Genomic DNA, 13,748 nt, shown 5'->3' with positions numbered 1-13,748 from the left:
AATAAATACAGATCTCAATCATTGATAGAATGGATGAATACAGATATCAAAAATGCAGGCGCTGAACTGCGCCTGTACACATAGCGTTAAACCGGGTGCTTAAAGCAATCACCAATTTGAACACTGATGGCGGAAAGCACATTGCGGCGAGTAATAATACCAACTAATCTTCCACCTTCCACAACCGGATACAATTTGGGCTTTTGCCCGGTCATGGTTTCAGCCAGTGCAATAATGCTGGTCTCCGGGGTGACTGTCAGCACATCCGTACGCATGACATCACCCACAGTGTGGGTATCCTGGCAGTGATAGCCGACTTTTAACAACTTCTGAATAAAATCCTGTTCAGACACAAATCCCACCACTCTGCGGTACTCATCAACTACAGGTCCGCCAATCTGCTTGGATGACAGCATTTTGTCCAACGCTTTAGACAGCGACATATCCGCTTCAAAGGTTACCGGGCGGGTGTTCATATAATCTCTGACTTTAATCGACTCCATGTATCCCCCTGAATTTTTTCTTATATAGCCGCAGGCAGGATCAGAATATGTCAATCTGAGTGCTTAGCCCTGCGCCGATACCTTAAGTGTCGTCGATTTCAGCCAAATGTCTAAATTGATACCTTCTATTTTATTCATTGTCGTTACCTATGAGGCGTGCTTAAGAAAGGAGCAACATCATAAACATAGCCAATGGTAATTGATCGCCATTGCCCAGAATCACTTTATCGCCCACAAGTTTCAGAGCAATAAATGCCCTGTCTTCTTTAATCGTCAGCACACCGCTCTGAACCAGCCTGTCCGCCTGAGTTTCCAGATCTTCGGTCAGTGTCAACAACTCAGACGGAAACTCAAAATACATATCACCATCAAGTTTGGCGGTTACTTGTGCCAGATTCTGCGACGCACGTGCCAGGCCTGGTTGCACAGTAAGACGGACATTTCCTTTTATTGGCCCTTCCGGCGCTTCCACACTGATATCTTTCAGGTTCACGGTTAGCCCTTTGGCAACCAGCAGATCCAGCGCTAACGCCATATCCTGAACCTGAGCTGGGGATAATTCGCCGTCCAGCTGATCACCCAGCGCACTGAGCCGGGTAACGGCGTCATAATCGAGATCAGACAACAGCAAATCAACATTGAAAGTCTTGTATTGCTTTCCGTCCAAACTGGACAGAGATGCGATACTGAGCTGGTTGCTGTTGGTTAACTGAGCACCGACTGCCGGTGTATCCTCTGTCGCAGCTTGAGCTTCTGACAGGCGGTTGAGTGAAGCAACCTTAATACTATCCAGATCCAGGGACTCCTGGGTCAGAGTATTGGCAAAGCCCAGCTTGCTTATCTGCAGTTGCTGGTTGCCAATCCAGAAGCGTCCGTCCCAGCGGCCTTCCCCGCCACCTGTCACACCGGAGACTTGCATGGTTTCATCTGCAACAGTCTGCAAAAACGCGTCTTTCAGTGCATAGCTGAAACTGCCACTTCCGTCAGCAGATACGGTTCCGTTAAACGTCAGCGGCTCAGACTTAAAGGCATTACCATCCTGATCGTTATAAACAAAAGGATTCAGGGTTAAATCAAGATCGGTTTTTCTTGTCAGTGCAGTGCGCGTTGTTAAGGTTAACGGCACCGCATCGCTGCCCCACCAAGCTTCAACCTGAGATGCGACATTATCATCAACAACCAGCGTACTGTTGGACGTAACCCCAAATACCCCGTGATGAATCTCGTGGGCTATGTGCCATTCTGTTGGCCAGTCCTGTTCTTCAAACACCGCTTTCCAGCTGGATTTCAGCGCAATTTTAGACACAGCATGAGAGGTCAGATAACCACGTTCATAGTGTTCGGTGGTAACAGAAACATAAGGGCTGTTGTATTCCCCCACTGTGTCCTGATAAATACGCTCGCCAATCTGACCGACGGCCAGAGGCCAGCACAACACTACGGCTACCGCACCTGCAACAGCACCTATTTTTCCTAACATGTTTCTTTCCAATGATTATTTCCTGATGAATGCAATGAGTGTATTACAAACACTATCTTTGCTCTATGGATCAATGACTTTTATCACTGAGCACGGGTGATTAATCTGCTTGTCAGCCGGTGCGCACTATGGGAAAGTGATCACAATTTCAGATTCAAGGAGTGCAGTGATGAAAGTTGCCGTGTTCAGCGCCAAAAAATACGATCAAATTTCTTTCAATAAGAGCAATCAGCTTTTTGGCCACCAACTGAGCTTTTTTGATATTCAGCTCAACCTGCAAACCGCGAAACTGGCCCACGGCTATGATGCTGTCTGCGCATTTGTTAACGACGATCTGAGCAAACCCGTGCTTGAAGCGTTATCTATTCTGGGAGTACGTGTCATTGCCATGCGCTGTGCCGGATTTGATAAAGTGGATGTGGATGCCGCCAAAATGTACGGTCTGCAGATTGTTCGGGTGCCTGCCTACTCTCCGCAAGCCATCGCAGAACATACTGTCGGGTTAATGCTGAGTCTTAACCGTAAAATTCACCGTGCCTACCAACGAACGCGGGATGCCAACTTTTCCTTAGATGGCCTGACAGGATTTAACTTTTATGGCAAAACCGTCGGGGTTATCGGTACCGGCCGAATAGGTATCGCCACCATGCACATTCTTAAAGGCCTGGGGATGACCATTCTGGCTCACGACCCTTATGAAAATCCAGAAGCGATAAAACTGGGGGCGACTTACACCTCACTGGACGAGATTTACCGTCAATCGGACGTCATTACCCTGCACTGTCCGATGAGCAAAGACAATTACCACATGCTGGACGCAAATGCTTTTAGTAAGATGCGCGACGGGGTCATGATTATCAATACCAGCCGTGGTGAACTGCTTAACTCAAAAGATGCGATTGAAGCGCTCAAAAGCCAGAAAATCGGCTCACTCGGTGTGGATGTCTACGAAAATGAAAAAGACCTCTTTTTTGAGGATAAGTCTAACGACATCATTCAGGATGACGTTTTTCGTCGCCTTTCATCCTGCCACAATGTGCTGTTCACCGGTCATCAGGCTTTCTTGACAGAGGAAGCGCTGGCCAACATCGCCGATACCACGCTATCGAATCTCAATCATTTTGCGCAAGGGACAAAATCTGGCAACGAATTAATACAATAAAAAAGTTCAAGCCCTTATTGTGATAAGGTAGCTTATTAAAAATTTGTCAATGATCACAAATATGTGATTTTTGCTGCATTTTTACGCTATTGTCCCCGTAATACGGCACTTAATCTAAGGCCAACCTGTTATTGCGGGGATGAGTTGATTAAAATGCTCCAATTCATTTTTTGTTCTTTGGATGAAGATTCATGCGTAAATCGTTTATCGCTGGCGCCCTGCTATTATCATGGGTTTCAGCAGCTCAAGCTAATTCAGCTAATACTATGAGCAACTTCAGCTACGACTATACAGAAGTGCGAATTGGCCTGAGCCCACTAACCTATGGTGCAGGTTTCAGCAAATCTATCCACCCGAATGCCCATTTAACCGGTAGCATTGATTCAGAATTCGAAAGCGACTGGGACCTCGCCTTGGGTGTTGGTTTCCACGCACCTATTAACAACTGGGCCGATCTGACGGGTGAACTTAAAGCGCGCAACATCAAGAACAAAGGCGAGTTTAACGACAGTACTGGTAAAACAGGTATGGAAGTCAATCTGGGCGTTCGTCAGTGGTTAGGTCCGCAACTTGAAGTCGGCGCTAAACTGGGTCACATCAATGTCCATAAGATTGAAGAAACCTTTGGTTCTGTCTACGGACGATTCCACGCCACTGAGCTGTTCTCAATCGGTGCTGAAGGTCGCTTTAACGATGTTTACGGCGATCAATTGTTAATGACCACTCGCTTTAAATACTAAGCCAGTGCGTGCAAAACCTTGAAAAAAGCCCAGCGAGTACGCTGGGCTTTTTTATTGACCAGGTAAATTCCAATAAGCAACGTCTGGCCTCAGGCCAAAAAAAGCCCGTCTGATGACGGGCTTCTTGCTGAAATAACAGTCAGTTCAGAGTATTACCAACCAGTAACTTCTCTCAGCGCTTTACCGATATCGGCCAGACTTTTAACGGTTTTCACTCCCGCAGATTCCAGTGCAGCGAACTTATCTTCCGCTGTACCTTTACCACCAGAGATAATCGCACCGGCATGACCCATACGCTTACCCGGAGGAGCAGTCACACCGGCAATATAAGAAACAACTGGCTTAGTCACGTTCTCTTTGATGAACGCTGCCGCTTCTTCTTCCGCTGTGCCACCGATTTCACCAATCATTACGATTGCTTCAGTTTCAGGGTCTTCCTGGAACAATTTCAGGATATCAATGAAGTTTGAACCAGGAATCGGGTCACCACCGATACCAACGCAAGTAGACTGGCCAAAACCTTCATCAGTGGTTTGTTTTACGGCTTCATACGTCAGCGTACCTGAACGAGAAACGATACCCACTTTACCTTTCTTGTGAATATGACCAGGCATGATGCCGATCTTGCACTCATCCGGTGTGATCACACCAGGGCAGTTAGGACCGATCATGCGAACGCCGGTTTCTTCCAGTTTCACTTTCACGTCGATCATGTCTGTTGTCGGGATACCTTCTGTGATGGTCACGATCAGCTTAATACCCGCATCAATCGCTTCCAGAATGGCATCTTTACAGAATGGTGCAGGTACGTAGATAACAGAAGCTGTTGCACCTGTTTCTTCTACGGCTTCGCGCACAGTGTTGAACACTGGCAAGCCCAGGTGTGTTGTACCGCCTTTACCCGGTGACACACCGCCAACCATTTGCGTACCGTATGCAATTGCCTGCTCAGAGTGGAAAGTACCCTGACCACCAGTAAAGCCCTGGCAGATAACTTTAGTGTCTTTATTAATTAGTACAGACATTCTTATTTGCCCTCCGCAGCAGCAACAACTTTCTGAGCTGCGTCGGTCAGCGACTCAGCTGCAATGATATCCAGACCTGACTTGGCCAGTACTTCGCGACCCAGGTCAGCGTTAGTACCTTCCAGACGAACCACAACCGGTACAGTCACGCCGACTTCTTTAACCGCGCCAATGATACCTTCTGCGATCATGTCGCAACGAACGATACCACCGAAGATGTTAACCAGTACGGCTTTAACATTATCGTCAGACAGGATGATCTTGAATGCTTCTGCAACACGCTCTTTGGTCGCACCGCCACCGACATCCAGGAAGTTTGCCGGCTTTCCGCCGTGCAGGTTGACAATGTCCATGGTACCCATGGCCAGACCCGCACCGTTCACCATACAACCAACGTTACCGTCCAGAGCAACATAGTTCAGTTCCCATTGTGCTGCGTGTGCTTCGCGGGCATCTTCCTGAGAAGCATCGTGCATATCACGCAGTTTTGGCTGGCGGTACATGGCGTTTGAATCGATATTGATCTTACCGTCCAGACACAGCAGGTTGCCTTCACCGGTAATCACAAGCGGGTTAATTTCCAGCAGAGCCAGGTCATACTGAGCGAACATCTGACCCAGGCCCATGAAGATTTTCACGAACTGCTTAATCTGGTCGCCTTTCAGGCCCAGTTTAAAGGCCAGTTCACGGCCCTGGTAAGCCTGAGGGCCAACCAGTGGATCGATAGCTGCTTTGTGGATCAGCTCAGGGGTTTCTTCAGCAACTTTCTCGATTTCCACACCACCTTCAGTCGATGCCATGAAAACGATACGGCGTGTACCACGGTCTACAACAGCACCCAGGTACAGTTCGTTTGCAATGTTAGAGGCTTCTTCAACCAGGATTTTGGTTACCGGCTGACCATTTGCATCTGTCTGATAAGTCACCAGGTTTTTGCCCAGCCACTTTTGTGCAAACTCTTTAAGACCTTCTTTGGTGTCGTGCAGTTCTACGCCACCCGCTTTGCCGCGGCCGCCAGCGTGAACCTGACATTTGATGACCCACTTATCACCACCGATTTTACTTGCCGCTTCAGCAGCTTCTTGTGGGGTATCACAAGCATAGCCTTCAGGAACTGGCAGGCCATACTCAGCAAAAAGTTGTTTTGCCTGATATTCGTGCAGATTCATTATGTTCTATCCGTTATCTAATCCCTGTGGGACGTGTTATATCCATTGAAATACTCTTGGGTATTCCTTCGTCAATCAATCTGGCTCAACAACCGCCACCTCAAAACAGTGGCGGATCGTTCTGCGCAGTGTTACACGTCCAGAAGCAGACGTGTTGGGTCTTCAAGCAACTCTTTAACGGTTACCAGATAGCCTACCGACTCTTTACCATCAATCAGACGGTGGTCATAAGACAGCGCCAGGTACATCATAGGCAGGATTTCAACTTTGCCATCAACAGCCATTGGGCGGTCCTGGATCTTATGCATACCCAGAATTGCACCCTGAGGCGGGTTGATAATTGGCGTGGACATCAGTGAACCGAATACACCACCGTTAGTGATAGTGAAGTTACCGCCAGTCAGTTCATCCACTGTCAGCTTACCGTCACGGCCTTTGATTGCCAGTTCACGGATACCTTTTTCGATTTCAGCCAGGCTCAGCTTGTCACAGTCACGCAGCACAGGGGTCACCAGACCACGAGGTGTAGACACAGCAATACTGACATCGAAGAAGTTGTGATAAACAATATCATCACCGTCGATCGATGCGTTCACTTCCGGGAAACGCTTCAGCGCTTCAACGACAGCTTTCACATAGAAAGACATGAAACCCAGGCGGATACCATGACGCTCTTCGAAGATGCTTTGATACTGCTTACGCAGATCCATGATAGGTTTCATGTTCACTTCGTTGAACGTTGTCAGCATCGCCGTGCTGTTCTTCGCTTCCAGCAGACGCTCAGCAATTCGCTTACGCAGACGTGTCATTGGGACACGTTTTTCACTGCGATGAGCCAGAGGCGCTTCTACTTTCGCTTCAGCAGCCGGTGCAGCAGATGCAGACTTACCATTTTTCACGAACGCTTCTACGTCTTCGCGAGTGATACGACCGCCTACACCGCTGCCTTTCACAGCGGAGGCATCAATACCGTGCTCGCTGATCAGACGGCGTACCGCCGGGCTCAGTGCATCATTGGTCTCTTCAGCCAAAGAAGCAGTCGTACGTTTTGTTGGTGACGCTTCCGCACTGGCTGTCTTATCTTTGGTTGGCTCGCCAGCAACCGCGCCTGCTTTGATTTTACCCAGCAGCTGCTTGGTCAGCACTGTAGTACCTTCTTCTTCGAAAATGGCTTCAAGAATACCATCTTCAGGTGCAGGTACTTCCAGCACTACTTTATCCGTTTCGATATCTACCAGAACTTCATCACGGCTTACTGCATCACCTGGTTTCTTGTGCCAGGTGGCTACGGTTGCGTCTGCTACTGATTCAGGTAAATCGGGAACCAGAATTTCGATTGTCATCTCAGTTTGTCCTTTTTGTTCCAGCTCTGGGTTTATTGTTCTGTGTTCAGTGCGTCATCAATCAACGCTTTCTGTTGTTTCAAGTGTACTGACATATAACCAACGGCAGGGGAAGCTGACGCTGGGCGGCCGGCATAGGCAAGTTGCGCGCCTGCAGGCAGTGCAGCACGGAAATTATGCTGGCTGCTGTACCAGGCACCCTGGTTTTGCGGCTCTTCCTGGCACCATGCGAAGTCAGTCACATGCTGATAATCAGCCAGTGCTGCTTCCACATCCTCTTTCGGGAATGGGTACAGCTGTTCAATTCGGATAATGGCGACATCCGTCTGCTCGCGCTTGCGACGTTGTTCCAGCAGATCGTAATACACCTTACCTGAACACAGTACAACACGTTTCACTTGTTTCGGATCCAGCGCATCAATCTCACCGATTGCAGGCAGGAAAGTACCTTCCGCCAGATCGTCCATCGTGGAAGTACACAGTGGATGACGCAGTAGTGACTTGGGCGACATAACAATCAGAGGACGGCGCATAGGACGCAGAACCTGACGGCGAATCATGTGATAAACCTGAGCCGGCGTTGAAGGGATCACAACCTGCATGTTTTGTTCAGCACATAGCTGCAGGTAACGCTCCAGGCGCGCAGAGGAGTGCTCCGGACCCTGACCTTCATAACCATGCGGCAGCAGCATAGTCAGACCACACATACGGCCCCACTTCTGCTCACCGGAACTGATGAACTGGTCAATCACAACCTGGGCACCGTTCGCGAAATCACCGAACTGAGCTTCCCAGATAGTCAGACCGCCCGGCTCAGCCGTAGCATAGCCGTATTCAAAGGCCAATACGGCTTCTTCTGACAGTACTGAGTCGAAGACCTGGAACGGACCTTGTTTGTCATGAAGGTTAGCCAATGGCATGTAAGTGCTGGCATCCGCTTGATTATGCAGCACCGCATGACGATGGAAGAAAGTCCCCCGTCCGGAATCCTGCCCTGTAATACGGATGCGATGGCCATCGTCCACCAATGTTGCATAGGCCAGCGTTTCTGCCATACCCCAGTCGACGCCTTTATCACCCGCTACCATAGACTGGCGATCGTTATACAGTTTCTGTACACGACTTTGCAGTTTGTGGCTTTCAGGATACTGGCAAACGCGCTGACCCAGTTCATGCAGTCGCTGACGACCAACTTTATGATCCCACTCTTTGGTCCAGTCGTGACCCAGATACGGGGCCCAGTCCACAGAGTGCAGTTTCATCGGACGCCACTCTTTGACCACGCACTCACCGCGGTCGAGCGCATCACGGTATTCATTGACAAGCGAAGTCGCTGTTTCAGCATCTATGCTCTTCTCGTCAACCAGAATATCGGCGTAAATCTTGCGTGGAGTTGGGTGTTTTTTGATCTTTTGGTACATCAGTGGCTGAGTCGCATTCGGCTCATCCGCTTCGTTGTGACCATGACGTCGGTAACAAACCAGATCAATAACCACATCACGCTTAAATTCATTGCGGTAGTCCAGCGCAAGACGAGTCACAAATGCAACAGCTTCGGGATCATCGGCATTGACGTGGAAAATCGGCGACTGCACCATCTTAGCGATATCTGTACAGTACTGGGTTGAACGGGTATCCATCGGATTTGACGTCGTGAAACCAATCTGGTTATTCACCACAATGCGCACCGTACCGCCAACACGGTAGCCCCGGGACTGGGACATGTTGAAGGTTTCAGCCACTACACCCTGACCCGCGATAGCGGAGTCACCGTGAATAGTAATTGGCAGTACCATGGAACCGTCTTTGTCACCCAAACGATCCTGACGAGCACGAACAGAGCCGACAACAACCGGGTTAACGATTTCAAGGTGAGAGGGGTTAAAGGCAAGTGCCAGATGCACATCACCGCCTGGTGTCGCGAAATCAGCAGAGAAACCCTGGTGGTATTTCACATCACCGGTTCCCCATGATTCGCCATGCTTACCGGCAAATTCATCGAACAAGTCCTGAGGCTTTTTACCCAGAACGTTCACTAGCATGTTCAGACGACCACGGTGGGCCATTCCCACCACAACTTCCCGAACACCGCTTTTTCCGGCTGCACGAATCAGCTCTTTCATCATAGGGATAAGAGCATCACCACCTTCCAGCGAGAAACGTTTTGCACCCGGGAATTTCGCACCCAGATAACGTTCCAGACCTTCCGCTGCAGTCAGTTCATCCAAAAACGTCTGCTTTTCTTCCTGAGTAAACGCGCCTTTACCGACGACTGATTCCAGACGCTGCTGAATCCAGCGTTTTTCTTCCGTATCAGTAATGTGCATGTACTCAGCACCAATTGAGCCACAATAGGTGTTTTTCAATGCCTCATAGATCTCAGAAAGCTTCATTGTCTCTTTGCCTACGGCAAATGAACCGACATTGAAGCTTTGGTCAAAATCTTCCGCAGTGAGATTATGAAACGCAGGATCCAAGTCCGGAACACGTTCCTGCTGCCATAATCCCAGCGGGTCCAGGTTTGCATGCTGATGACCACGGAAACGGTATGCGTTGATAAGCTGCAGTACCTTAACCTGTTTGGCATCAACATCAGGATCGCTGACGTTAGCACTTAAAAAGGTCGTCTCTTTCGCTAAACGCCGGAAGTAATCACGAACACGCGAATGCGGCTGCTCAACGGCAACACCATTCACAACAGGCAGTTCACTAAAAACGTGACGCCATTCTTCGTCAACTAATTCTGGGTCGCTTAGATACAACTCGTAGAGGTCTTCTACGTAAGTTGCGTTGGCGCCAGCCAGATGTGAAGACTCAAGCCAAGCCTTCATAACGCCGTTCTGCATTTTTTTCCCTTAACCACTTGTTATCGCCACTTGCACCGGATGTTAGGCCGGGCTAAAAAGCCAGCAAATTGCTCTGCTGGCATATCGATAATTCTATAGATTTACACCGAACGTTTAAGCAACATAGATCGGATATTACCGATCGCTTTCGTCGGGTTGAGTCCTTTTGGACAAACGCTGACACAGTTCATGATACTGTGGCAACGGAACACGCTGAATGCGTCATCAAGATCAGATAAACGCTCTTCAGTTGCTGTGTCTCGGCTGTCGATTAACCAACGGTATGCCGCCAACAGGCCCGCAGGACCGATAAACTTATCCGGGTTCCACCAGAATGACGGACATGAAGTCGAGCAGCATGCACACATGATGCACTCGTACAGGCCGTCAAGATGCGCACGTTCTTCCGGAGACTGCAGGTTTTCCCTTGCAGGCGGGTGCTCACTGTCATTGATCAGGAACGGTTTCACCTTGGCATAGTTGGTGTAGAACTGCTCCATATCAATGATTAGGTCACGAATGACTGGCAAACCAGGCAACGGACGAATCACAATCGTTTTCTGATTCATCAACGCCGACAACGGAGTAATACAGGCCAGGCCGTTCTTACCGTTCATGTTGATACCATCGGAACCGCAAACACCCTCACGGCATGAACGACGGAAAGACAGCGATGGATCCTGCTCTTTAAGCAAAATCAGAGCATCAAGAACCATCATGTCGGAGCCTTCCGGCACTTCCAGCGTGTACCCTTTCATGTGCGGCGCGTTATCTACATCAGGGTTATAACGGTAAATCGAGAAATTCAGTTTCATGTTGTTACCTCCCTTAGTAAGTCCGCGCTTTAGGCGGGAATGCGTCACGATGTACTGGTGTCATATTTACATCACGCTTGGACATCTGCTCTGTCTCTGGATTGTAAATAGAGTGACACAGCCAGTTTTCATCATCACGTTCTGGGAAGTCGAAACGGGCGTGAGCACCACGGCTTTCAGTGCGGTAATTAGCCGCAACTGCCGTCGCATAAGCGGTTTCCATCAGGTTATCCAGTTCCAGACACTCAATACGCTGGGTGTTAAACTCGCTTGAAGTGTCATCCAGACGCGCTTCTTTCAAACGCTCGCGGATTTCTTTCAGCTGGCTCAGACCTTCTGCCATCGCAGCACCTTCACGGAATACCGAGAAGTTGTTCTGCATGCAAGATTGCAGATCTTTCCGGATTTGTACCGGATCTTCGCCTTTTTGCGTGCTGTTCCAGCGGTTCAGACGCGTCAGGGAAGCTTCGATATCAGATTCTGTCGCCGGACGCGCTTCTGCTTGAGCTGCCAGGGTTTCACCCAGATGCAGGCCGGTCGCACGACCGAATACAACCAGGTCAAGCAGTGAGTTACCGCCCAGGCGGTTCGCACCATGTACAGACACAGAGGCAATTTCACCACAGGCAAACAGACCCTGCACTTCTTCGTCCTGACCGTTTGCGTTTTGCTTAATCGCTTGTCCGGAAACCTGAGTCGGTACACCGCCCATCATATAGTGGCAGGTTGGAATCACAGGAATTGGCTCTTTCACCGGATCGACGTGCGCAAAGGTACGCGACAGTTCAAGGATGCCCGGCAAACGAGATTCCAGAACATCTTTACCCAGATGATCCAGCTTCAGTTTAATGTGTGGTCCCCACGGGCCATCGCAACCGCGGCCTTCACGGATTTCCACCATCATTGAACGGGCAACAACGTCGCGACCCGCCAGGTCTTTCGCGTTGGGTGCATAGCGTTCCATGAAACGCTCACCGTCTTTGTTCAGCAGGTAACCACCTTCACCACGACAACCTTCAGTAACCAGTACACCGGCGCCGGCAATACCGGTTGGGTGGAACTGCCACATTTCGATATCCTGCATGGGTACACCCGCACGCAATGCCATACCTACACCGTCACCGGTATTGATGTGTGCGTTAGTGGTTGACTGATAGATACGGCCTGCACCACCGGTTGCCAGGATTGTGGCCTTGGATTTGAAGTAACAGACTTCACCGGTTTCCATACACAGAGCGGTACAGCCCAAAATGGCACCGTCCTGGTTTTTCACCAGATCCAGCGCATACCACTCAGAGAAAATCGTGGTCTTATGCTTAACATTTTGCTGGTACAGGGTATGCAGCAAGGCGTGACCGGTACGGTCTGCCGCTGCGGCTGTACGCGCCGCCTGCTCACCACCGAATTCTTTCGACTGGCCACCAAACGGACGCTGGTAAATACGGCCATTGTCAAAACGCGAAAATGGCAGACCCATTTTTTCAAGTTCAATGACTGACTGCGGGCCATTTTTACACATGTATTCGATGGCATTCTGGTCACCGATATAGTCCGACCCTTTTACCGTGTCGTACATGTGCCATTCCCAGTTATCCGGATGCGAGTTACCTAACGCAACTGTGATACCGCCCTGCGCAGATACGGTGTGAGAACGGGTAGGGAATACTTTAGAGAGCAAAGCACATTTCAGGCCCTGCTCAGAAATTTGTAGTGCAGCACGCATACCTGCACCACCAGCACCGATTACTACGGCATCAAACTCTCGAACTGCAATGCTCACTTACGCACCCCACACAATAAAGAAACCAGATAACAGATAAACAAAAAGCACAGCGACAATGGCAAACATCAGTCCTGCTCGTAAAAAGGCAGGTTTAATGTAGTCAGTCAGTACTTGCCACATGCCAATCCAACCGTGAATCAGAACGGAGGCCAACGCCAGCATAGTAAAGACTTTTGTGCTTAGTTTTGAAAAGAACGCTGTCCAGGTTTCAAAATTCAACTCAGGGCCAAAAGCGAAAAAGTACACCATATAAATGGTATAGAGAGTGAGGATAATCGCGGTTGCACGAATCAGAATAAAGTCGTGAACACCATTACGTCCAATAGTGGAAACGTTGCTTACCATACCAGGCCTCCTGCAAACACAGACAGAACCGCCACAATTGCAAAACTGATTTTCGCACTTGTGGTGCCAGATTCCAGCTCTTCAAAATATCCCATATCCATGATCAGGTGACGGACACCGAAAACAATGTGATAGAAGAGTGCTGTCAGCACACCCCAGAGGATAAATTTGACAAAGAAGCTGTCAACGATGTCAGCGGCTTCAGCAAATCCTTGGGGAGAGGAAAGAGACAGGTTCAGTAGCCACAGCAGGATGGCAAGGGAAACAAATGTGATCACGCCCGATACACGGTGCAGGATTGACGAAATCGCAGTCAGCGGAAAGCGTATCGTCTGTAGGTCGAGGTTGACAGGTCTTGGCTTGTTAACTTTCACGGTCTTTGCCCACTCAGCTCCATAGAAGCGTTTTATTTTTATAAAACCTCCGGTATGCGTACGCCAAAACAAGCGCAACAAAGGCACAACAACCGTGCTACATTTAGGTAGCACAAGTGTATGTACAGCAAAGCAAAAGTCGTTTCAGCTAAGTAGCTAATAT

At 49.3% G+C, this 13,748-nt stretch carries 12 protein-coding genes; 2 read left to right on the top strand and 10 right to left on the bottom strand.

All coding sequences use genetic code 11. From position 1 onward, the window contains the following. Nucleotides 1–86: 86 nt before the first annotated feature. Both D6M16_RS02525 and D6M16_RS02520 read right to left on the bottom strand, forming a co-directional pair. Nucleotides 87–503: a CBS domain-containing protein gene (locus tag D6M16_RS02525; protein WP_120510425.1), complete on the bottom strand. Its 417-nt coding sequence runs from the start codon at nucleotides 501–503 to the stop codon at nucleotides 87–89. A gap of 160 nt (nucleotides 504–663) precedes the next feature. Then, nucleotides 664–1,983 (bottom strand): DUF945 family protein, encoded by a 1,320-nt coding sequence (locus tag D6M16_RS02520; protein ID WP_120510424.1) that lies wholly within the window; start codon nucleotides 1,981–1,983, stop codon nucleotides 664–666. Nucleotides 1,984–2,152: 169 nt separating this feature from the next. On the opposite strand from D6M16_RS02520, the gene D6M16_RS02515 reads away from it, so the two are divergent. Further along, nucleotides 2,153–3,145: a 2-hydroxyacid dehydrogenase gene (locus D6M16_RS02515; protein WP_120510423.1), complete on the top strand. Its 993-nt coding sequence runs from the start codon at nucleotides 2,153–2,155 to the stop codon at nucleotides 3,143–3,145. A 191-nt stretch (nucleotides 3,146–3,336) separates the two neighbouring features. After that, complete coding sequence (locus D6M16_RS02510) at nucleotides 3,337–3,885, top strand: hypothetical protein (protein ID WP_046219388.1); 549 nt, start codon at nucleotides 3,337–3,339, stop codon at nucleotides 3,883–3,885. A gap of 152 nt (nucleotides 3,886–4,037) precedes the next feature. Here D6M16_RS02510 and sucD read toward each other — a convergent pair whose 3' ends face one another. The 8 genes from sucD to sdhC all read right to left on the bottom strand — a co-directional run bounded on the left by sucD (nucleotide 4,038) and on the right by sdhC (nucleotide 13,585). Further along, a complete protein-coding gene (sucD, locus tag D6M16_RS02505) occupies nucleotides 4,038–4,910 on the bottom strand; it encodes a succinate--CoA ligase subunit alpha (protein WP_120510422.1) in 873 nt (290 codons plus the stop codon). A 2-nt stretch (nucleotides 4,911–4,912) separates the two neighbouring features. Then, entirely contained in the window at nucleotides 4,913–6,079 is a 1,167-nt protein-coding gene (gene sucC, locus D6M16_RS02500) for an ADP-forming succinate--CoA ligase subunit beta (RefSeq protein WP_120510421.1), read from the bottom strand. 131 nt (nucleotides 6,080–6,210) lie between these two features. Next, nucleotides 6,211–7,422 carry a 2-oxoglutarate dehydrogenase complex dihydrolipoyllysine-residue succinyltransferase gene (gene odhB / locus D6M16_RS02495; protein WP_120510420.1) on the bottom strand — a complete coding sequence of 404 codons (1,212 nt, stop codon included), beginning with the start codon at nucleotides 7,420–7,422 and terminating at the stop codon, nucleotides 6,211–6,213. 32 nt (nucleotides 7,423–7,454) lie between these two features. Then, nucleotides 7,455–10,268, bottom strand: a complete 2,814-nt coding sequence (sucA, locus tag D6M16_RS02490) for a 2-oxoglutarate dehydrogenase E1 component (protein ID WP_120510419.1) — start codon at nucleotides 10,266–10,268, stop codon at nucleotides 7,455–7,457. A 101-nt stretch (nucleotides 10,269–10,369) separates the two neighbouring features. After that, nucleotides 10,370–11,083 carry a succinate dehydrogenase iron-sulfur subunit gene (locus D6M16_RS02485; RefSeq protein WP_027252631.1) on the bottom strand — a complete coding sequence of 238 codons (714 nt, stop codon included), beginning with the start codon at nucleotides 11,081–11,083 and terminating at the stop codon, nucleotides 10,370–10,372. Nucleotides 11,084–11,096: 13 nt separating this feature from the next. Further along, nucleotides 11,097–12,863 carry a succinate dehydrogenase flavoprotein subunit gene (sdhA, locus tag D6M16_RS02480; protein WP_120510418.1) on the bottom strand — a complete coding sequence of 589 codons (1,767 nt, stop codon included), beginning with the start codon at nucleotides 12,861–12,863 and terminating at the stop codon, nucleotides 11,097–11,099. Further along, a complete protein-coding gene (gene sdhD / locus D6M16_RS02475; protein ID WP_120510417.1) occupies nucleotides 12,864–13,211 on the bottom strand; it encodes a succinate dehydrogenase, hydrophobic membrane anchor protein in 348 nt (115 codons plus the stop codon). Further along, the gene (gene sdhC, locus D6M16_RS02470) at nucleotides 13,205–13,585 is read right to left on the bottom strand and encodes a succinate dehydrogenase cytochrome b556 subunit (protein ID WP_120510416.1); all 381 of its coding nucleotides are present in this window, start codon (nucleotides 13,583–13,585) and stop codon (nucleotides 13,205–13,207) included. The genes sdhD and sdhC overlap by 7 nt, the downstream gene beginning before the upstream one ends. Nucleotides 13,586–13,748: the final 163 nt, after the last annotated feature.

The sequence above is a fragment of the Photobacterium salinisoli genome (assembly GCF_003614885.1).
GTDB classification, from domain to species: domain Bacteria; phylum Pseudomonadota; class Gammaproteobacteria; order Enterobacterales; family Vibrionaceae; genus Photobacterium; species Photobacterium salinisoli.
This window is presented reverse-complemented; position numbering and strand designations above follow the sequence as displayed.